Consider the following 20,498-nt stretch of genomic DNA (forward strand, 5'->3'; position numbering starts at 1 on the left):
TAGCGAACCGGGACTCGCGCCACGTGGGCGAGCCCAACTGCCATGGGTAGCGCGACCGCTGGGCGAGGTCGCGAACGCCGTCGTTCACAGGGACGATCGCCACCCTTGCCGCGCGGCAGGAGAACGGTTCGACGATACAGATCGTGAGTCGTTGACCTCTGGGTCAACGCCGACGCGCGGCCGGGCAAAGGGACGGCGCTCAGTCCGGTGAGTCCACCAGTGGCCATCGCGATCCATGCGTATCCACTGACGTCGGACGCAGCGCTGCCGTCGCGGCAGCTCGACTGCCCACAATTGCCTACAAGCACCCCGCAGAGCAGATCGAGACGGCCTCCGAATTCTTCGGAAACCGCCTCTGACCTGCACTTATACTTTGTAGCGGGGGCAGGATTTGAACCTGCGACCTCTGGGTTATGAGTTATACCTACAGGCAATTTCGATCCTCGCTCCACGCTCACGATTCGGGTAAACTCCCAGGTCAGAGGCACATTTCGGTTCCACGGACGTCCACGAACGTCCCAGCAGGTCCATGCCGACTTTGCCTACAACTGGCCCACACGACAATTCTCGGGAGGTCTCAGGCGATGGCGTGGATCATGGAACGCACCGGAGCACGCGGCACCACCTACATGGGCGTCTACCGCGACCCCGACGGCCACAAACGCTCGGCCGGGTCCTTCTCCACCCGCCGCGAAGCCCAACGTGCCGCCAACCGCGAAGAACAGAAGGTCCTCGCCGGCTCATGGCACGACTCCTCCCTGGGCGACATCACCTTCCGCGAGTACGTCGAGACCGAGTGGCTGCCCAACAAGCACGTGGAGGCCTCCACCCGTGCGGCCTACGTCTCGAACCTGGACAAGCACTTCTACCCGTTCTTCGGCCAGCGCAAGTTCAACCGGATCTCGCCCTCTCTGGTGCAGGACTGGGTGACCAAGGCGCACACCGAGGGTCTCTCGCCGAGGTCGATCCGCAAGTACCACGTCTTCTTGTCCTCGATCTTCGGCCGCGCCGTGAAGGACCGGGTCCTGGTCTACAACCCGTGTGACCACACCGAGCTGCCCAAGGTGATTACTCGCAGGACTCGCACCCTGACCCCGCAGGAGTTCGACCGGCTCCTGGCCGCCCTCCCCGCCCAGCACCGGCTGATGATCGAGACCCTGATCGAGGCCGGACTCCGCTGGGGCGAGCTCATCGCGCTCAAGCCCCGCCACATCGACTTCCTGCGCCGCACCCTGGCCGTGGAGGAAACGATCGTGGAGGTCTCCAAGAAGCACTCCCCCACAGGGGAACGCTACCTGGCCAAGCCCTACCCCAAGGACAACGAACCCCGCACCTTCGGCGTCCGCCAGGCTTGGCTCGACACGATCGCCGAACACATCAAGACCAACGGCATCGGCCGCGACGAACTGCTGTTCGCGACCACCGCGGGCACCCCGATCTCCCGCAACACCTTCCGCACCCGGACCTGGCTCCCGGCCGTGAAAGCCAGCGGAGTCGACTTCCCCGTCCGCGTCCACGACCTGCGGCACGCCCACGCGTCCTGGCTGCTCGCCGGCGGCGCCGACCTCAAGTCCGTGATGGAACGGATGGGCCATTCCCAGATCCAGACCACCCAGAAATACCTCCACACCCTCCCCGATACCGACCAGCGCAACCTCGACGCGCTCACGCGCGTTCAAACCAGGGACAAATGAGCAACGCTGACGAGTCAGATCGCTGTGGTGCTCAACCGAACGACGCATTGTCGGCGCGGTACGAGCCGCGGACCCCGCGACACACTCCGGCGTACGGCTGTCCTGAGCGGCCGTGGACTCAGAGCATTTCTGGCCCATCTGATCGCTCGAGGCCATCTAACTCCCATAGGTGACTGTCAGCGACGTCGCCGCCGGAGGAAGCCATGGATGACAAACTGCTCTACAGAGTCCCAGAGGTCGCCGCCTACCTAAGCATCAGTCGCTCGAAGGTCTACGAGCTGCTGAAGTCAGGTGAGTTGCCTTCCGTTCACATCGACCGCACCCGCCGGGTCCGAAAGTCAGATCTGGAAGGGTACGTCGATTCGTTGGCGGCGGCGTCGTAATGGCCCGCTGGACTGGAGTTGGGCGAGACTCACGCGGCGAGCCGTCGAACCGGCACGAATGGCGACTCAGGCAGGTCATGGCCGAGTCCAGCATGTGGCACACGAACAATCTCCTGCGCGCGCCCACGAGGTCGAACAGGCGAGGTCGGACAGACATTTGGACCAGCGACCTGTGGACGTGATCGGCGTCCGGACCACTACCGTCCAACTTGGACGAACGTGGGTTTCCTCGGGGTGTTGAGCGGAAACCTCACGGACAGAGCCCCACTCTATTGGAGCGTTCTGGAGACGCGGGCCATTGTTTGTGGCCAGTAAGTGGCCGTGGTTCGAATCCGCGGTATCAGGCGAACTCCGAGCGAATCGACAATGTGGGCTCACTCGAGATCACCACCGTATTCGCGAACGACCTCGTCTACAGCATCGGCGACGTCACGCAAGAAGCGGTTCTGATCAGGCGACGCACTCACTGTCGGGATCGGAGCGCCACGGTCGTAGACGTCGTTGGCGATGATCCGGGCTCGCACGAAAGTCGACCCCGGTCCCTTCTGCAGGTAGGCCTCCTGCCAGCCCAGCCGAACGTCATCCCGGAGGCGGCGCTGGGTCAGTTCCACGAGCCGGTTCGTCACGGCATTCGAGAGAGCGTCGATGGTCGCCTGCTTCTCGTCCTCGCTGGGCTCGCCGCCGGACCAGCGCTCCGGGCGCTGCAGCATCAGGTAGACCTGCATCTGAAGGTGGTAACGCAAGTCAGCCACAGGCTTGAGGTTGTCGTACTCGTCGTTCCATCCCTCGGCCAGCCGACGGCTGAGTGCCTTGACGCGAGTCCAGTGCTCCTTGGGCGCGTCCGGGTTGTAGTCCAGACCGAGGATGCCGCGCCATCGGGTGTGGAAGGTCTTTGCTGCCTCCATCACGGCCAGTGACAGGTTCATGCGGTTGAACACTGGGCGACTCGGGCCGGCATCGGCGGCGCGCTCCGGGTGCGCCAGGAGGTCCAAGGCGGCGTCGAGTTGCTGGATAGAGCGCGAGCCAGCCTTCTTCTTGGCGTCGAGCTGATCCTGGATGCCGCCAACGAAGAAGCGCGCCCTGTCGATTCGACGGCGCAGCACGCGTTCGGCGGCGGGGCCGAGTTCGTCGCCGATGGACTTCAGCACGTTCTCGACCGATGCGAGGACGTGCTGTTCGCGGTCGCTGAACCCCGGCAAGTTGTCGCCTTTGACCTGATCGAAGTGAGTGAAGATGACGTGCAGCTTGCTGGCGTTGCCCGAGACAGCGATGCCCTTGAGCGCTGCGACTGGGGCAGCCTGCATCGGCTGCGCAGCGTTGTCCACAAGCAAGACCGCGTCGACATTCTGCAATTGAGTCGCGACATGGGTAGAGAGCGTCGCGACCGACTTCGGGGTGTGACCGAGTCCTTCGCCGTCGACAAGAACCAGGCGGACGGGCGCTGACGCCCAGTCCGGCTGGAAGGGCCCGCTCACTCGGATGCCATTGACCAGCGGTGTCAGAAGGCGTCCGAACAGCGGCGCGTAGTTACTGGAGAAGCGCGTCACCAGCTTGATGAACGCCACTCGGTCATCGGACTCCCACGACCAGGTAGTCGGCCAGCCCTGGCGGTTGCGCGTCAGGTCTCCCACATCCAGCGCGGCGAAGCGCTTCTCGATCTCGTCGAAGAGCGAGTCGACGATCTCGTGGAACTCGTCGGACTGCCGTAGATCGCTGTCGAGACTCTCCTCGATGAGCTCCTCCAAAACGCGCTCGTCCTCCTCGATGTCCGCAAAGGCTTCGCTGATAACGCTCGCGTGGCGGGCCACGACGATCTTCACCGCTTCAACGGCGTTCGTAACGACCCTTGTCGTGGTCGCGAGATCGACGGTGCCGTACTCATCAGGATCGATGTCTTCGAAGTCTTCGACATCGTCATCATCAGCAAGGTCATCATCACCGGTCGGGGCAGTGCCGCGTCCGAGCACATAGCTGAACCGAAAGCGCTGGTTGATGTGGTCGAGAAGGCGACGGCGGATCTCGTCGTCGGATCGCTTGCGGAAGGCGGCGAGCGCAGCTTCGGACACGTTCTCGGTGACGTAGTCGACTACCTCGTCACGAGGAACGAAGGTCACCACGGCGCGGTAGAGCTCGTCGTCGGTCGTGATGAGTTCGGTGTCGGCGACTGTCGTCTTCGCAGTTGATGTCGAAGGGAAGCGCTCTGTGTCCGGGTCGGTGCCAAGCAGTTGCCGTACGACAGTGGTCTTGCCAGCGCCAGTGGTGCCGAGTAGCAGGACCGTGCGGTAACCGTCATGTTCACCCGGCAGCGGAACGATGGCATCGCGAAGCTCGGCGAAGTCGACCTCCGCGGCCTCCAGACCCTCGTAGAAGATGTCGACGATCCGGGCGTCGAAGCGACCGACCGCCGTCGACCGAGCGGTGGCTTCCCACAGCTGGGGGCTACTGAGCAGTTCGTTGAGCTGGTCGACGAGCATTCCTGCTTCGGTCTCGTCGCTGGTGCCAAGTCCGCGACGGACGCGACGTCCGGTCTTACCGGTTGCCAGGTCCAGGCGGGCCGGGTGGCGGAAGATGACCGACCACGCTTCGCGGCCCTGGTTTCGGCTCTTGCTGGCGGTGTAGAACTTCATCCCCGGCTCCAATTTGGTTGTTCCTACGGTGTACCAGAAAAGAATGCGTCACCGCGGCGCCATTGTCAACGTCGATCGGTACACCCGAGGAACAACGGGCCTGGCAGTCCCCCAACATCGAGAGGACCTCTTCGGGCCGGGGGACAAGCGCAAGTCGTCGTGGATGAACGCGTGACGCGGGCTCCTGGCCGCACCTGACAAAGATGAGGCCAACGCTCGGCTCATCCACTCGTACTCCCGCCCCGCGTCCGTCCTCAGGTGTGTGGTGCGCCAGTTGAATCGAACATGGACGGCTGCATCTGATCCAATTCGGGTCGATACACATCGGCACCTGGGCCGACGCCATCGGATCGCCGCCAGCCGATCTCCTCGATGCTGAACGACACATCGCCGCCAAACAGGACCGCCATCCGCACCACCATTGGAAGATCCCCTTCGAGAACGACCTGACCGAGCGAGTCGGTCTTACTCGTGGCCCAGCCCGCATCCCGCACATCTAGTGCGTTGAATGTCGCCGCGATTGAGACCGTCTCGTCTAGGTCGTACTCGGCGACGTAGAGGCCATCGGGACCGACCGAGGTTGAGACTCTGGTGAAGGTTCCGTCCCACTGCACGTCGTCGACCAGCACGTTGTACGGAGACCGTTCGAAACCGAGGTCGACAATGTGAGGTTCCAGCTCGCCCTGGATATCGGACGTCTGCATGTACTCGTAGACCTCGCGGTCCTGCGCGCTCATCACCGCATCGGTCATCCCATCGGCCCCCCAGGGCAGGGCGTCGAGGAGCCAAGGCCCCAGTTCTTGGGTGAGCTCCACGGCACCCTTGAGGTCGCGCACTTCTGCGGCCAGCTGCTCCGCGAGGTTGCCATCGGGTCCGGCGAAGATCTTGTCCGAGGACACAAGCACGACATCCCGGCCAGACCGAGCGAGTTCCAACACGTCGGCCCAAATGAGTGAGTCGCGGTAGCCGCCTCCATTCGCGTTGAACGGCGGCGTTCTTGTCACGGCTCGCTTCACGAGGTCGACGTGCGGCACCTCGGGCCATGTGAGGACAGTGAAGCCCAGCCGGTAGTCGAATCGTTCCAACAGGTAGTCACGGTAGGCATCGCGGTCGAGGGCGCCAATGACGTCAAGGCCGAGCCGACGGCGTTCTCGTTCGGCAAGGCCAGAGGCGTCGCCTGCCTTGGCCAGAGCACGCTCGTAGTTCGCGACCGTCTCTTCGAGAACGACTGCTGGAATATGGACCTGGACCCAGGGAGATGGACCGCTGTGTTCAAGCAGTTGATAGCGCAGGCTCATGCACACGAAGTCCCGAGCAAGCTCGTTGGAGTCGAGTATCAGGGTCTTCACGCAACCGATCCTACGAAGGTCCGCCGACAGATCGCCGGCGCCATTCGCGCCCGGACGACGCTCGGCTACTCCACCTGCCCGATTACGCCAGCGACGAGGTCGTCTTCCCGCACGAGCATCCAGATTCCGTCTGCGAACTGGATCTCAAAGAGGTCGCGGTCGCCGTCCGGCCGGCTCGCCTCCGGCATGCGGCTCATCTGGAAGTAGGGCTGCCCGTCCCGCATCAACGCCTCGCCGTCACGAGTGACGCGGGAACGGAAGATCCCGATCCGTCCATCCTTCGCCGTCATGCATCCAGCTTGCCCGCGCAATCACGATGTGTCACTTCCGGCCCCGATTCTGTGGAAAGTCATCGCGCCGGGGTTTCTGTGGAGCTATTGGGCCGACTGGTCGACGACCACGTCATCGGGGTTCGCCGAGTTGATGACGGTCCACTGGATCAGGTTGCTCCTCGGCACCGCCTTGGCTGGCACGGCGATTGAAATCAGGCCCACGAGATCCTTTCGGTCGATCGGCGTCGTGGCTTCATCTGGCTCGCGGTCAGGTACCAGCGAAATGAGGATGACCCCGCGGGTCGAGGACTCTCCGAGCGGGGCAACCGCTTCCCCGAGTGCGATCGGCCTCGCGGCTGCACGGTGCTTGCGGTCCGAGCCGACGAAGTCGATACGCCCTGCGCGGCGCTTGCGCTTCACGACAGAGACATCGCCGCCGAGCTCCGGGATGTCGAAGAGACGTCCGCCCGTGTTGGGCCAGGTCCAGACAACGGCCCAGTCGGTGATCTTTTTGTCGTCCGTCGCCTTCTTGATGAAGCCACGGAACGCCTTGATGTTGGCCTCGTACTCGTCGTTCCACGCCAGGTTGCCGAACAGCTGGATGAATTCATCGGCGCCCACGAGGCCGACTCTGGCCCGCTGGTGGAAGCCTGCCTTGCCGTCAAGTTCGTACGGAAGCATGACCTCGGTGGTCGCGTGCTTGAGCAGCGGCACCACGACGTTGTCGAGGTTCTTGCGGTTCTCGTCGCTTCCGCTCGGCGGGAGCCCGTAGAGGTCCTGGATGTCCGTCGGGGCCTTATTGGCGATGACGGCGTTCCACATCTTGTTACGGGCGGTCGGCTTGAGCCAGGGAAGGTGCTGGCTGACTAGCGGCGGGATCTGCCGCGGCTCCAAGAGGGGCATGCCATTCTCGTCGAACCCGGCGTACTGGCTTAGCTCCGCTCGAAACGCTTCCTCATCCATCAGGAGCGCCTCGAAGGCTTCGTAGAGGTCGACCTGAGAGTCGCGCCGGATGTAGAGCCGAACGAGGTCTTGGTAGCCGGGCCGGAATCCGAACCAGCGCCCGGCCTGCATGAGGGTGTCTGCCTGGCCGGCTTTGCGTCGGAAATAGGAGACGGTGAGTCCTTCGACCGTGAAGCCTCTACTGAGCTGGGTGCCGCCGACGAGAATGCGCCACACCTTGTCGGCCTCGAAGTCGAGCTTCTTCTGCTGGGTCTGAATCTCTTTGTCCGAGTTCACGATGAGGACCGGGTCACCGTCGATCGTGATTTCGGCCAGTGCCGTCCCAATGAACGGCTTGAGGTCTTCGAAGGAAGCGGGGATCGGAGCGCCCGCTGCGCGGGCTTCCATGACGGGCCGGAAGTCGGTGTCGTAGAGCTTCTTCAGCCGTGCGAAACCTTCGGACGAGTTGAACTTGGCCTTGCCCCACAGCGACCGGACGTCGGTGGCGGTGTCGGCGTGGTCGTCCTTCCTGACCGACTCGTGCACCAGCATCGTGTGGTGGCGGTACGCGACGTCCGAGCTTCCCTCGCGGTACTTCTTGATGGCTCCCGAGAGGACCCACGCGTCGAGCGCCTCCTGAAGCTCTTCGATGCGACCGACTGGATCGGTGTCGACATCACCGACGAGCGGACGGATGTGGGCGAGTTCGTTCGAGTTGGCGACGGTCTTCTCTTCGTCGTCCCACCTCTTGCCGACGTCGTGGAACTCCTGAACGCCCATGTAGCCGGGCGGCCTGTGGAGCGACAGGACGAAGTCTGCCGGGAACAGGTCGCGTTCGTCGTCGGGGTCGACGAACACGTTCGCAAAGGGTGTCGCGGTGTAGCCGACGTACTGGGCACGGGGGCAGATCTTGAGGATTTCCGTGATCAACTGGTTGATCGTGGTGCGCTTGCGATTCTCGGCCGAGCCCTTCTTCCACTTCGCGGGGTTGGTCGTGTCGACCGATGCCTGATCCGACTCGTCGTCGATGATCAGAACAGGTAGTTCAGCAAGGTCGTTCTTCAGTGGCTTCAAGTCTTGGATGAGCTTCTTCAGCGGCGCGCTGTTCTTCTTGAGCACGGCGACATAGGCACCCGAGTGGAAGAGGTTCTCCTCGTCATTGAGCGGCTTCTGCTTGTTCTTGCGTGCGAACTTGAGCTTCGTCATGGCCTGGGGCAGCCGCTTGTAGTCGCTGTGATGACTAGTCACACGGGCGATCTCGACGACACCCGGAAGGGTGAGAGCATCACCGTGCTTGACGAAGCGATCTGCCTTCCACTCTTCGTCCTGCTGGTAGTCGAGTTCCTTGGCGACAGCAGGGTCGGTCGGGTCCTGCCCGCCGAGGATGTTCTCGACCCCCATGAGTTCCATGTCCATGCGCCTCTGAGTCTGGGAGCGCAGGATCTCGATCGTCCCGGTGAGCACAATGATCAAGCGGTAGCCGGCGTCGATCCCCTTGGCGACCACTCCGGTGAAGTTCGCGGTCTTCCCGCTCTGTACGTAGCCGACGACGAGGCCCTTCGTCTGCTTCGCTTCGGGTCGGGTCGGGCGACTGAGTCGCTCGATCACTTCGGAGGTGGTCTCGTCGAGGGACGAGATGGATGAGGCCGGCCACTTCTTCACATCACGCAAGTACGTCTCGTAGTCATCCCAGTACACGCTGGTCCTGAGCTTTCGCTCGGCCGGATACCAAGGCTCGAAGACCTTCGAAATCACGATGGCGGGAAGCTCGAATACCTCGACCCTCTCGGTGAATGCCGCCGCCGCCTCACCGACAAGACCGAGTCCGTTGTAGATCGCCGAGCGGCGCTCCTGCGTCCGCGGTGCCGTGGCGATGCCGTCAGCGGCGACGTGGTCGTCTTGGCTGTCCCACTTCGCCAGTGCCATGCGAGCTTGGGTCAGGGCGGACTCGTTCTCGTCCGCACCGCGCACGAACATTGCTAGTTCCTGCTCGTCGACGGTCGATCCGGACATTGCTGCAAGCAGAGGAAGCAGTGGCGTGGGTAGTTGGTTCTTCAGGGCCACGAACACGTTTGTCAGGGCGTCGGCCCATCCAGGGCGCTGGTCGGTCACGTGCGTCAGCTCTCCTTCGACTCCACGAATCCGCCGATGGGGTCGGGAAGCGCGTCATGATGCAGGTCGGTCAGGTCCACTCTGTACGAGACGTCCGACAGAAGTGCGAAATTGGGTACGACCGGTGCTACCAAGTCAGGGGTCATTGCCGGGAAGTCGTTCTTGACGTCGTACGCACGCGGCTCGGAACGCAATGCCCAGAAAGTCGCGTACAGGTCGGCGTCCTCGTCCTGCCAGCCGAAGCTGGACAACATCGCGTCGACTCCCACCTGGTGACCGCCAGCGATCTTTCGAACGTTTGCCACCACCTGCGGAAGGGTCCGACCACCGTCCGGGGAACTCCTCGTGAGCTGGATCGACAGCATGCTGAGCGGCACCCCCCGGAGCGGCACGAGCTGGTCCAGTCCGTGCACGACGTGCCGCCGTCGTTCACCACTGGTCGTCTTCACCTCGATGTGGACCGAGTCGAACGTGAAGTCGTGCTCCTCGGACAGTGGACCTTGCCAAGCAGCCGCCGCCGGACCCGCGCCGACCTGATGGATGAGGAACTCCAGGAAGAGCAACTCTCCGATCAGCCCGACCTCCTTCTCGGTGGTCATCGCACCGCGGCTGGCGAACACATTTCGATGGCGGGCGACTCCGGCCGCGACTGCCGCAGCGAGCGGCATCTTCTCGATCTGGAGCTCGTCGGCAATGGTGGCGAGTAAGCCATAGGCACCGTGGACGCTGCCCTCGACACGAACCGTCAGCTCGGCCAACTCCTCGTCCCCTGACGACACCGCACTGAAGCCGACGTTCTTGAGTTTGGCAACGTCGGGCTCGGGGGTGTCATAAGCCGTGACCAGTGTGATGAGGCCGTTCTTGGGGTCGAGTTGGAGGCGACAAGCCGGCTCACCCTTGATGGGCAGCACCATGGGTGCGCCGTTCGCCCACAGCTCGTCGAGAGTTGTGAAAGTCAGATGCCGCGCATCATCCGGCGAAATCGTCATCGCTTCGTCCTCACTCGCCACGCATGTGCTCCTCGGCGGCCGCAGCGGCCCCAAGGACACTTTGCCAAAGAGCTATCTGATCCTTGTCCCGCGACCCGAGAAACTGACCTTCGAAGACGTGGTGGGTCAGCAGGAAGACCAATGCCTTGAGCACAGGGGCGTCATTCAGACTCCCGCCGTCAGGAGCGAACAATGCGCGATATCGACTGTTGAGCCACAGGGTCTTGTCCGGGTGGTCCACATCCAGGAACTCGCCCGCTGGCATGCGCTTCCACTTGATGTTGACAGCTTCGCCGTCGATGAACGACAACTCGGTCCCAATGCGCCTGCGGACCGCCGGCGCTACACCCTTGTCCGGCCGGATTACCGGCTTGCGCTGGCGCTTCCGCTTGTTCGCGTCGGTGTAGATCGACTCGGCGTCCTGGAGGTAGGTCAGGAAGGTGGTGCCGTCGCCGGCTTCGGCTTTGTTGATCGCGTCATGGAAGACAGGCTCGAACTTCAAGCCGCTCTTTTCGGGGTTCATCGTCACGAATGGACCTATGGCACCCGTGTCTTCCAACACGACTCTCGCGAGCTGGCGTGCCGCGGTAGGCGTGGCCGTGTCCGACCAGCCGCCGATCTGGAGCAGGCGGTCGTTTCGGTAGATGTAGAAACCCTGGAACTGTTCACCGCTTTTGGTGCCGATCCGGAAGCCGGTGACGTCGGACTTGGCTGGCCACACATGGCATTTCAGCTTGACCCGCGTCTCGCCAGCCCTCGCGACGAGGTCCTTGGGGTACTCCGGGTGCCCCGAGGTTGCGTAGCTGAATGGATCGATGGGCATCACCGGGATTCCCGGGCCTGCAAGGGCTTCTCCCAGCTCGTCGATAAGCACGTCGATCTGAAGCCGCTTGGCGGTCAGGAGCCGGTGAAACGTGACCCCGAGGTGCGCTCTGAGGACTTCGTTGCGCGTCGAGAGCCAACTACGTGCCTCTTCAGGGTTCCGACCGCGATACGCATTGCGAACATCGGTCCAAACGATCGACGTCCCTTCGAGAGACCCGAGAACGATCTGTCGCTCGGCAGCATGCTCGGCTGCGACGTCGGCCGAGAGCACTTCACACGTGAAGTCCTTGGAGAAATCGGCGCGCCGGATGCGACGCCCTACAGGCGTTGCTCCGTACTGCGTGGACCACACCGTGAGCACGTCGCTGTGACCGAACGACGCTGCCTTGAGGCCCATTCCGAAATGACCCAGGTCCCCGTCCACGTACTCACGCTGGTGACCGATCGTCATGGCGGCGTTCGCCCCGGCAGCGTCCATGCCTCTGCCGTTGTCGAGCACTTCGACCTGCGTGAGGCGATCGTTACGGGTCAGCAGCCGGATCGAAACTCGGGACGCCCCCGCATCGATACTGTTGTCGACGAGGTCGGCGATAGCCGACTCCAAGGTGTGGTTGGCCCCGAGGCTGTTGACCAGGCCCGCGTCGGGGGCGAGTTTGATCCGTTCGATGACATCGTTCGAGGCTGTCACCATTCGACGTCCTCGAAGTCGCTCTTGTCGAACCCGAGAACCTTGCTGTTCTCGCGAACTGTCCGAGCCACGGCCTCGGAGAAACCTTCACTGTTTTCGGCACTGACTTCGAGAACGATGGAGACGTTCTCGGCACCCGGGGCAGTCACGATGTGCCGAAGGACCTCCTCGATCACCTCACGCAGTCTGCCGGCAATGGCATCCGGCTCACTCGCGTCGACCTCGTATCGGCCTTCATATCGTGCGCGCTCCACCACCGACGACGTTTCGGTCACGGGCGACGGAGTCGTCGTGACCGAGGGAGCAAGTGGGTCAGTTGAGGTGGGCTCGCTCGTGCGGACCTGGACGGCCGGCTCGCTGGACCGGATCGCAGCCTGTTCGCGGGCACGCTGTGCCGATGCGACGTGCGGGGCGACCAGGTAGGTGTCGTCGGTGACGACGGCAGGACCATCCTCCAGCGGCACGGTCAGGCCCATGAAGTCGCCTGTTGTCGCGTCGTAGTCGTCCGCCAGCGCGAACCCGGTCTGGGTCCACGCAATGTCCATGGCGGCATCCTCGATGGCGCGCACCAGGACGGTCTTGTCGCGCAGGCGTGGGAGATACGGGTACTTCGTGTAGTAGTCCCACAGGTCGCCGACGCGGATGCGTCCTTCGTTCCAGACCCGATGCAGCTTGGAGTCCAGGTCGTGGCGGATCGTGGCCGGCGCAATCTGCACCCGGAGCACGTCCTCCTTGACGAGCTTCTTACCGGTGCGGACGCCTAGTCGATCGTCGTCCCCGTCCGCGCGCACGACTGAGATGCTGAACGGCTCATTCTCGCCGCGATCGCGCGGATAGAGCGCCCAGATCCAGCTGGTCCCGATCCGTTGCGAGACAACCTTGTTTGTCTCGTCAACCTTGGCGCTCGCGAGCGCAACGCGCTGCTGGGTCAGGTCGAGATGGTCCTTGTCCTTGACGACACTGCGCCATGCGAGGTGCTGTCGGACGATCGACTCCAGCTCGGCGTAGCGCTGCTCGTCGGCGGCCAGGAAGACCAAGGTGTTTCGTCGCTCGCGGCTGGCGCTCCCGCGGTTGGCGACGACGTCCCGTGCGAATCTGATCGCTCGGGAGTCTGTGTCCTTGTTCTTGTGCGTGAATCGCGGGTGGGCGTAAACCAATCGGACGGCCTCCGCCTCGGGCACGTCGGAGGTGTCCTCAGGAGCGACGATGGCTCCCGCGAAGTCGGCACCCGCCTGCCCCGCCTGCTTGAGCCGGGTGACGACCTCGGCCCACACGTCTTCTTCATGCAGGTTCGCTGCGCGCTCGTTGACAGTGCGATTGAGCGAAGGCTGTAGGTCGTACCAGTAGCGGACGCCCTCCGAGAACAGGTAGGTCGCTTGGTCGCTCAACATCTGGAGTGCGGACCCGAAGTTGCCGACTGTGTCGCCTGGCATCGCGACACCCAGGAAGATGTGGTTGCGCTCGATCCCCTTGTGTGCGCTTTGCAGGGTCGCTGCCGAGCCGAGGAACGTGGCGCGCGCGATGCGTCGTGTGAGGCCACGCTTGCCGAATAGCGGGCGCTCGCGATCGATCTGGAACGGGAGGCTGTCACGCCCGTCGACGTCCGAGTCGATGACTGAGCGCCACTGAGCGTCGACGTACTGAGTCAGTTCACCGACGACTTGGTCAGCCGCGATCGGGACCGACCCCGGCATGATCAACGGCGAGTCGTCATCTGCCGCATAGAGTTCCTTGACCACGCCACTCATGAGCCGAAGCACACCCCGGGTGCGCTGGAAACGTTCGAGCGTCGACCAGTCCTCGTAGAGCCGTGCGAAGAGCTCGGGGTGGATCGGGTATGCAGAACGGATCTTCTGCTCGTAGGCGTCCTCGGTCGTCTCACGGGGGAACTCGCCTTGGTGCTCGCGATAGAACGTTACGAACTTGCGGGCCGTGGCTGCCACCTGTCGGAAGGCCTGTGCGTCGGGCTGCTCGAACAGCCGACGCCGCACGATCTCGAACGACTCCTGGGCCGAAGCGGGATGCCACTGATGAGCGACCCGGCCAACAACGTGCTCAAGTCGGCGCAGTGCGGCACGACCACGTTCGCCACCAGTCTCCAGGTCGGAGGCCAAAAACTCGGACGTTCCGTCCTGCTCGCGGCGAACATCGCTCGCAGGGATCGACACCAGCAGGAGCGCACCGGGCGTCGCGGCAACGGCTTCAGTTAGAAGCTGGGCAAAGGTGAACTGGGTCTCGAACGTGCCGCCTGGAAGGTCGTCGTCCCCGAGTTGGCGGGCGTAGGCAACCCACTCGTCGATCAGGATCACGCACGGCGAGTAGCGAGTCAGGACGTCCCGGAGGTGGTCGCCCGGACTTGTGCTGTTGGCGTCGGACTCCGCCAACAGGTCGAATGCTTCCTTTCCTCCGAGCTGGCGCGCGATCTCCCCCCAAAGCGTCCGAATTGTCAGCCCGTCACGCTCGCGGGCTTGCCCAGCGGCAATCTCATTGCCGACGACGGCCACACGACGAATGCTTCGATCGGTGTCGGCGAGGTCGGCGGAGTGGAGAATCTCTTGGATCTCTTGCGGGAGCTGGGCCGACGGCACCGACGAGAAGAGGTGCCAGACAGCGAGCATCGAGTGCGTCTTGCCACCACCGAACGTTGTCTGAAGATTGATCACCGGAGCCGCGGCGGCTCCGCCGGCGACACGGTTGGCTGCCTGCGTCAAGAGATCCTTGAGCCCCGTAGTGAGGAACGTTCGCCGAAAGAACTCGACAGGGTCCGAGTACTCGGCGGAGGTGGTACCTGTCTCATGTGCGACTGAGTGCAGGTTCGCCGCGAACTCGGACTCCTTGAAGCGCCCGCTTAGCACGTCCGGGTGCGGCTTCAACACCTCACGCCACGGCGTGAGGTCGACGTCGCCGAGCCCCGAGATTGACGTGCTCTCTCGGACATCGCGGCGGGTCTCTGCCTCGATCTGGGTGCGCTGAAGGTCGTTTCGCTCGGCCTTGATCCTGTCAGCGGCAGCAGGTTGGTCCGCGGCGCGGAGCAACCGTTCAGCCGTGTCCAGCGCACGGTACGTGTCATCGAAACTGAACGGCGCCCCGTGAGCCGCTCGATTCCGAACCTCGCGGAGTTCGCCCGCGAGGTTCTGCTCGGCACGCGACAACGCGGTGGAGAACGGGAAGCCGAGCGCGCCGAGGCGTTCGGTCATCACGCGCAGCTGAAGCGCAAGGTCCGAAGGCGCGTAGAGGAAGCCAGCCTTGTCGTTCCCCTTCTCTTCGTCAAGAACACGGAGGATGGACGGCCACTCCATCCCAGCCGGGACATGAGGGGCGAGCTGGCGGGAGACAAACGGCCCGAGAGCGTCCGCCGAGATCTCCAGTGCACGCGTCACGCGCTCACGATTGCTAACTGCCATTGATGCCCCCTCCTTACCCGTCCAACTCGTCATCAATAAGAAGCATGACCTGTTCGGTCGCGTTTGGGGCAGCAGTTGCGTGAGCCTTCGCAGCCGCGGTGACCTCGGGCCACGACGTCACTAGCGCGTTGAACATGCCAGCCACCTGGACCATGGATCGCTTCTCCGCATGGGAGAACACGAGATACGCGAGTTCCTTAACAGCCTCGACGTCGACGCGTGTCGACGCTCCGTCGAGGATCCGTCCCGCCTCGGCCAGTCCGCTTTCGTCGAGTGCCTTGACCAGATGCATCGCCACTTCCCACAGCGTGATGTGCTCGTCGCGCTCCGGGCGGTACGACCTCGCAAGCTCGCCACTCGTCAACAGTCGGACCTCGCCCGCCTTGGCGTAGACGGCACCGGATCGGTCGAGTCCCGCAACCGACGTGTTGTATGCCCCCGCGAGCGTCTCGGCCTCGCCGTAGCCAGCCTTGTCGAAGCCGTGCGTCTCGAACCACTTCACGCACCAACGCGTGTCAGTGTCGAAGTCTCCCTCTTGGTCGGAGAGGACCTCACCGAGGACAGTGTTGATAACGCGGAGGGCAGCACGAACGGTCACGCTTGTCCCGTTTGGCTCAACTACTCGGGTGAATCTTGAGAACACCGCCATGCCCGGCCCGATCGCGGCCTGCGCCAAATCGACTGGAGCGATCGCACCGTGCTGCAGTTCGCGCAACCTCGACGGCAGTTCGTCTCGAAGCAAGTCCAGGTATCCGCGACGGTCGATGATCTGTGCCGACGTCGGTCGAGGTCGCAACGACAGGACGATCGACGACGCCAAGGCATTCGTTCCGAGGCTAATCATTCGGCCACTTCGCTCACTGCGCATCGGCCATGTCGAGGTAATTTCCCAGCCCGCCGTGATCATGCCTTCGAGCAGTGTTTCCCATCCTGTCGAAGCCTCGCCATCCTCATCAGCCTCGCTTTGTTTGAACGCGTAGTAGACGGTGATGGGATATCCATCAGAAGCGGATGCCCGGGCAGTCGCGAAAACCTTGCGGAACCCGTCCTCGAAGAACTCTTGCGCGCCGCGCTTACCCCCGTGGCGATACGGATTCGCTACTAGCTCTTCAGCCTTTGGTACCAAAAGGGTCGAGAGCAGATCCGGGTATACGCCCTTCAAGGAACGGCGAAGCCACACGTAGAAGTAGTCCGACAGATCCGAGTATCCGATGTTGTCGTAGTACGGCGGATCAGTTGATAGCACCGCTCCGGGAAGCGATGCGGACGACGCGTCTGCTTGGCGAGCCACCCCGATCGCCCGTGGCATCAGGCTCTCCAACACACGAACAATTCCTCGGAGCATGAAGCCGAAGTTTCCAGAGGAATCCGAGAACGGATTGGCCTCTGCAAAGTCCCAAGTCATCGGGATCGCTTGGCGCGCAAATGTGTTTCGCAGTCCTTCGTTCTTCGGATCGGGCATCCACGTTGCCATTGACGACCCGTAGTCGGCGAGGCGACTCACAGCGAATCCCAGGTATGTGGCAACCGCGTCCGCGTAGGCGCTGGTCCCTCCGTCTTCGACAACACGTTCGCGGGCCACAGAAACCAAATCAGAGAACGTTGCGAGCGTCATCAACTGACGGCTCGTATAGAGATCGGCGAATGACGTCAGACCGTAAGCCGGCGGTGAAAACCAGCGCGGGTTCTCGGCAATCATGCCGGAAATTTGCGAGTCAACCTCACCAACTTCAGCAGCACGAAGATGGATGTCATCTACTTCGAGATAGTGGCGTTGGCGGGTCCCCTCCGCGACGACGGCCAGCATCTGGGTGCCGAGTCGGCCGGCCTTCCCCTCGGCTCGGAGATAGCTGATCGGAATGTGCGTCCCGCAGGACACGCAGGTCGCCCCTGCCCTCCCCTTGACCGTGCCGTCGGCATCCTTTGGCGGAGCACTGCTCGCGCCTCGCCCGATCGAGAACCGAACTGCCTGACCGGACGGATGGCTGCTGTCCGCGACCAGCCTCGGGACGACGTAAGTTTCCTTCCCCTTCTTCTTGCCAAGCCACCAACTTCGAGCCAGTGGAACCGATATGCCGCACATGGGATTCGGGCAGGAAACCGTCCTGGCCCAGATCCATGCAATCGAGATCGCGGTTGATCCATCGGAGAGCTTGGCGTCCGGGTAGTTGAGTCGGAGACTGCGAGCGGCCTCGTCCCGGAGCCAGTGTCCGTACGCACGAACGTCGGCCGCCAGTCCGGCGGCGTCCTTCCAGCCACCGATCTGGCCATCCGCAAGTCCGGGGAAGACTGGCGGCTGGTCCCGAGATGCTGCGGGGAGCTCGATCAGGGCCTTGTTGATCAGAACCGCCACGGGATTGAGATCAGATGCCTCGGCGTCGAGACCGAGGCCGACAGCCGCCAGCGGGATCGTGCCTCCACCGGCGAAGACGTCCTGAATCCGCGGCATTACCCCACCTGTGGACGCAAGGATTTCGGTTTGTGCCTCGGCGAGGAGACGTTCGTCCCGAAGGTGATCCCAGTCCGCTAGGCGCTCAACGATCCCGTGCAGTCGCTCGCGCTCGATCCGCTGGTCTTCGTCTGTTGGAAACTCGTCCGGCCGGGCACTCGGATCGTCGACGAGTTGTGCGAACAGAACGGCGCGGGCTGCGGCCAACGGCCTACGCGCCCACCACAGGTGCAGGGTTGATGGGTGTCCGTGGCGGATCGACTTCTCGCGGGCGGCTTGCTTGTTGATCGCCTCAAGCGGCAGCGACACCTCGATGAGCTTGCGCTTCAATCTGTTCCCTCGACTCGACCCCGGTGCGGAGCCGAACGGCTCCACTCAATAGGTACCAGAGCGGTCCGACAGAACCCGTTATGACCTGGATTGCCCCGATCGAACAGCGGCCTCGACGCGATCCGCCGCGCACTCCGGGTCCTCATGCTCCCAGATCCGAACCACCTGCCACCCTTGTTCGACGAGATGAGCGTCCGTCTCCCGGTCACGCTCGACGTTGCGGGCCAGCTTCGTGGCCCACCAGTCGGCGTTGTTCTGCGGTAGGGACTTGTGTTCCTGGCAGCCGTGCCAGAAGCAGCCGTCGATGAACACGATGACGCGACTGGTCGCGAAGGTGAGGTCTGCCCGCCGCCTCGGCAACCCTGGTATCGCCGCGTCTACGCGGTACCGGAGCCCGCGGGCGTGGAGAAGCCGACGCAGCTGCACTTCGGCCGCGGTATCCCTGGTGCGCTGTTTCGCCATGCGCTGCGCCGTTCGGGAGTCGGTGGTTGGCACAGGGACGCCCATGTCACTCGTCTTCGAAGTGGGCGAACAAGGGACCCCACTTGCCGATGTCCGGCGCGGGCGTCATCGTGTTGCCGTAAGGGCACCCCTGCTCTTCGCAGAGACCACCGGCCATCAGTCCGACTCCAGACGTGACCAGTTCGTCCGCAAGGTCACTCGGAGCGCAGATCCGCATCGGTGGCCCGGTCAGAACGGTCCGCCGAAGGACGCGGCGATCGCGGGTCACGAATGTGTGTGCACCGGCGGCTTGTGCCTCCAACACCAAGTCGCGGTCGGCACCGGGCGGCAGACCATGCTCATCGCCGACCGGCGGAGGCGCAGGTTCGTTCGATGGTGCGGGGTAGGTCCAGTCGCCGAATTGAAACGCCAGAGACTCAGCCAGGCCGTCGATCATCTCGTCGAAGCCCGGAATCGAGCGTTTGGCGTCGCTGCGTGCCCGTGGGGTGACGACGAATCGGATGTCTCGGAGCATCCAGAGGTTTAGCAAGGTCGCGAGACACCGCAACTCTTCGGCGTACTTCGCTTCAGCGACGCCGATCTCGTCGTTCAGCATCTCGCTGCCGTGCGTCTGGAAGTCGATCAGCACGTTTGAGTCAAGGGCCACGACGAGCGGGCCGTGGTAGCCGACCGGCAGAAGTTCGGGCAGGGCGGCATGACAGAACCCCAACCCGGCCTCTGCCGACACCTCGTGCAACACGCTTCGAGCGTACGGCGCTGTCGGGCAGCCGGCGTATGGTGTCGCCGGCGAGTCCTACCGAACTCCCCACGCACTGTCGGCCGGGCCGGCTAGAGTTGCGGACTATGGTGGATTCTCGGTCGGCGTCGCGCGCCCATGTACGCGTGCTCGACCTCTTCAGCGGCGCGGGCGGCCTCAGCGAGGGCTTCAAGCGCGCTTCCGCGGCAAAGACCGCCACTCGGGTCTACTCCACAGTTCGAGCAGTTGAGTTCGACTTACCCGCAGCCGCGTCGTATGAGGCGAACCATGGCAAGGCCAAGGTGTTCGCCGGCGCGATCGAGGATTGGCTCGCGACCGAGGAGGTCCCGTCTGCCGACCTCATTATTGGCGGTCCTCCATGCCAAGGATTCTCAGCACTGGGCAAGAAGAATGTGAACGACGAGCGGAACCGCCTCTGGGAGTACTACGCAAAAACAATCGTCCAGGCCCAGCCGAAGTTCTTCGTGCTGGAGAACGTCCCGCGGTTCCTGGAGTCACCGCAGTTCGAACAGTTCAAGGAGTTGTGCGGACCGAACGGCGCGCTACGCGAGTACAGCTTCGAAGCGAAGGTTCTGAATGCCGCCGAGTATGGGGCGGCCCAGGTCCGGAAGCGCGTGATCCTGATCGGACACCATAAGGACTTGCCGCACCCCGGATTTCCCGAGATCAAGTCTCAGTTCAAGGATCCCGCCAACTGGCGAACACTGCGCCAGGCACTCAGCAACCTTCCGGTCGAGGTCCGACGGCGGAATCTCCCGGACCGCGAGCACGAGTTCGCAGGAAAGTCCCTGGCCGGGACTTACCGCACGGACGAACTCCACCTGACGCGCCACTACGAGGAGATCTCCTTGAAGCGATTCGCCTACATCAAGGAAGGCGAGAACCGCTTCAAGCTTCCCGACAGCCTGAAGTCGGACTGCTGGCTGAAGCACACGACCGGCTCAGGCGATGTCATGGGAAGACTCTGGTGGGACCGACCGTCGGTGACGATCCGAACGGAGTTCTTCAAGCCGGAAAAGGGCCGCTACCTGCATCCATCGGAACCCCGCGCGCTCACGCATCACGAAGCGGCCCGGATCCAAGGCTTCCGTGACACCTACAAGTGGGTGGGATCCAAGACAGCCATCGCCAGGCAGATCGGAAACGCTGTGCCGATCCCACTCGGCAAGGCCATCGGCGGGCATCTGCTTTCGGCCTTCGACGCCGCATGACCCG

At 63.3% G+C, this 20,498-nt stretch carries 13 protein-coding genes; 3 read left to right on the top strand and 10 right to left on the bottom strand.

Going from position 1 to position 20,498, the window contains the following annotated elements:
- Positions 1 to 596 precede the first annotated feature (596 nt).
- Together ACOACQ_RS03315 and ACOACQ_RS03320 are read left to right on the top strand one after the other, a co-directional pair.
- Positions 597 to 1,694: a tyrosine-type recombinase/integrase gene (locus ACOACQ_RS03315; RefSeq protein WP_378596971.1), complete on the top strand. Its 1,098-nt coding sequence runs from the start codon at positions 597 to 599 to the stop codon at positions 1,692 to 1,694.
- A gap of 203 nt (positions 1,695 to 1,897) precedes the next feature.
- Positions 1,898 to 2,077, top strand: coding sequence for a helix-turn-helix transcriptional regulator (locus ACOACQ_RS03320; protein WP_378596972.1), 180 nt, complete (start codon positions 1,898 to 1,900; stop codon positions 2,075 to 2,077).
- Between the two features lie 374 nt (positions 2,078 to 2,451).
- Here ACOACQ_RS03320 and ACOACQ_RS03325 read toward each other — a convergent pair whose 3' ends face one another.
- The 10 genes from ACOACQ_RS03325 to ACOACQ_RS03370 all read right to left on the bottom strand — a co-directional run bounded on the left by ACOACQ_RS03325 (position 2,452) and on the right by ACOACQ_RS03370 (position 19,265).
- Positions 2,452 to 4,704 carry a hypothetical protein gene (locus ACOACQ_RS03325; protein ID WP_378596973.1) on the bottom strand — a complete coding sequence of 751 codons (2,253 nt, stop codon included), beginning with the start codon at positions 4,702 to 4,704 and terminating at the stop codon, positions 2,452 to 2,454.
- 254 nt (positions 4,705 to 4,958) lie between these two features.
- Positions 4,959 to 6,053 (bottom strand): PIN domain-containing protein, encoded by a 1,095-nt coding sequence (locus tag ACOACQ_RS03330; protein WP_378596974.1) that lies wholly within the window; start codon positions 6,051 to 6,053, stop codon positions 4,959 to 4,961.
- A gap of 65 nt (positions 6,054 to 6,118) precedes the next feature.
- A complete protein-coding gene (locus tag ACOACQ_RS03335) occupies positions 6,119 to 6,343 on the bottom strand; it encodes a hypothetical protein (RefSeq protein ID WP_378596975.1) in 225 nt (74 codons plus the stop codon).
- A gap of 84 nt (positions 6,344 to 6,427) precedes the next feature.
- Positions 6,428 to 9,379, bottom strand: a complete 2,952-nt coding sequence (locus ACOACQ_RS03340; protein WP_378596976.1) for a Z1 domain-containing protein — start codon at positions 9,377 to 9,379, stop codon at positions 6,428 to 6,430.
- A 5-nt stretch (positions 9,380 to 9,384) separates the two neighbouring features.
- The gene (locus ACOACQ_RS03345) at positions 9,385 to 10,389 is read right to left on the bottom strand and encodes a PD-(D/E)XK motif protein (protein WP_378596977.1); all 1,005 of its coding nucleotides are present in this window, start codon (positions 10,387 to 10,389) and stop codon (positions 9,385 to 9,387) included.
- Positions 10,379 to 11,881 carry an ATP-binding protein gene (locus ACOACQ_RS03350; RefSeq protein ID WP_378596978.1) on the bottom strand — a complete coding sequence of 501 codons (1,503 nt, stop codon included), beginning with the start codon at positions 11,879 to 11,881 and terminating at the stop codon, positions 10,379 to 10,381. The genes ACOACQ_RS03345 and ACOACQ_RS03350 overlap by 11 nt, the downstream gene beginning before the upstream one ends.
- Positions 11,878 to 15,261, bottom strand: coding sequence for a Swt1 family HEPN domain-containing protein (locus ACOACQ_RS03355; protein WP_378596979.1), 3,384 nt, complete (start codon positions 15,259 to 15,261; stop codon positions 11,878 to 11,880). The genes ACOACQ_RS03350 and ACOACQ_RS03355 overlap by 4 nt, the downstream gene beginning before the upstream one ends.
- A 37-nt stretch (positions 15,262 to 15,298) precedes the next feature.
- Positions 15,299 to 18,064: a DUF1156 domain-containing protein gene (locus ACOACQ_RS03360; protein WP_378596980.1), complete on the bottom strand. Its 2,766-nt coding sequence runs from the start codon at positions 18,062 to 18,064 to the stop codon at positions 15,299 to 15,301.
- A 78-nt stretch (positions 18,065 to 18,142) separates the two neighbouring features.
- A complete protein-coding gene (locus tag ACOACQ_RS03365) occupies positions 18,143 to 18,571 on the bottom strand; it encodes a very short patch repair endonuclease (RefSeq protein WP_378596981.1) in 429 nt (142 codons plus the stop codon).
- 1 nt (position 18,572) lies between these two features.
- Positions 18,573 to 19,265 carry a hypothetical protein gene (locus ACOACQ_RS03370; protein ID WP_378596982.1) on the bottom strand — a complete coding sequence of 231 codons (693 nt, stop codon included), beginning with the start codon at positions 19,263 to 19,265 and terminating at the stop codon, positions 18,573 to 18,575.
- A 143-nt stretch (positions 19,266 to 19,408) separates the two neighbouring features.
- On the opposite strand from ACOACQ_RS03370, the gene ACOACQ_RS03375 reads away from it, so the two are divergent.
- On the top strand, positions 19,409 to 20,494 hold the full coding sequence (locus ACOACQ_RS03375) for a DNA cytosine methyltransferase (protein WP_378596983.1): 1,086 nt from the start codon (positions 19,409 to 19,411) through the stop codon (positions 20,492 to 20,494).
- Positions 20,495 to 20,498: the final 4 nt, after the last annotated feature.

Source organism: Nocardioides sp. CPCC 206347, from assembly GCF_048654605.1.
Lineage (GTDB): Bacteria > Actinomycetota > Actinomycetes > Propionibacteriales > Nocardioidaceae > Nocardioides.

What these genes read in the sequence shown, in the direction of transcription:
- ACOACQ_RS03315 (WP_378596971.1), top strand. Translation starts at nt 597, where the DNA reads ATGGAACGCACCGGAGCACGCGGCACCACCTACATGGGCGTCTACCGC.
- ACOACQ_RS03320 (WP_378596972.1), top strand. Translation starts at nt 1,898, where the DNA reads ATGGATGACAAACTGCTCTACAGAGTCCCAGAGGTCGCCGCCTACCTA.
- ACOACQ_RS03325 (WP_378596973.1), bottom strand. Translation starts at nt 4,704, where the DNA reads ATGAAGTTCTACACCGCCAGCAAGAGCCGAAACCAGGGCCGCGAAGCG.
- ACOACQ_RS03335 (WP_378596975.1), bottom strand. Translation starts at nt 6,343, where the DNA reads ATGACGGCGAAGGATGGACGGATCGGGATCTTCCGTTCCCGCGTCACT.
- ACOACQ_RS03365 (WP_378596981.1), bottom strand. Translation starts at nt 18,571, where the DNA reads ATGGGCGTCCCTGTGCCAACCACCGACTCCCGAACGGCGCAGCGCATG.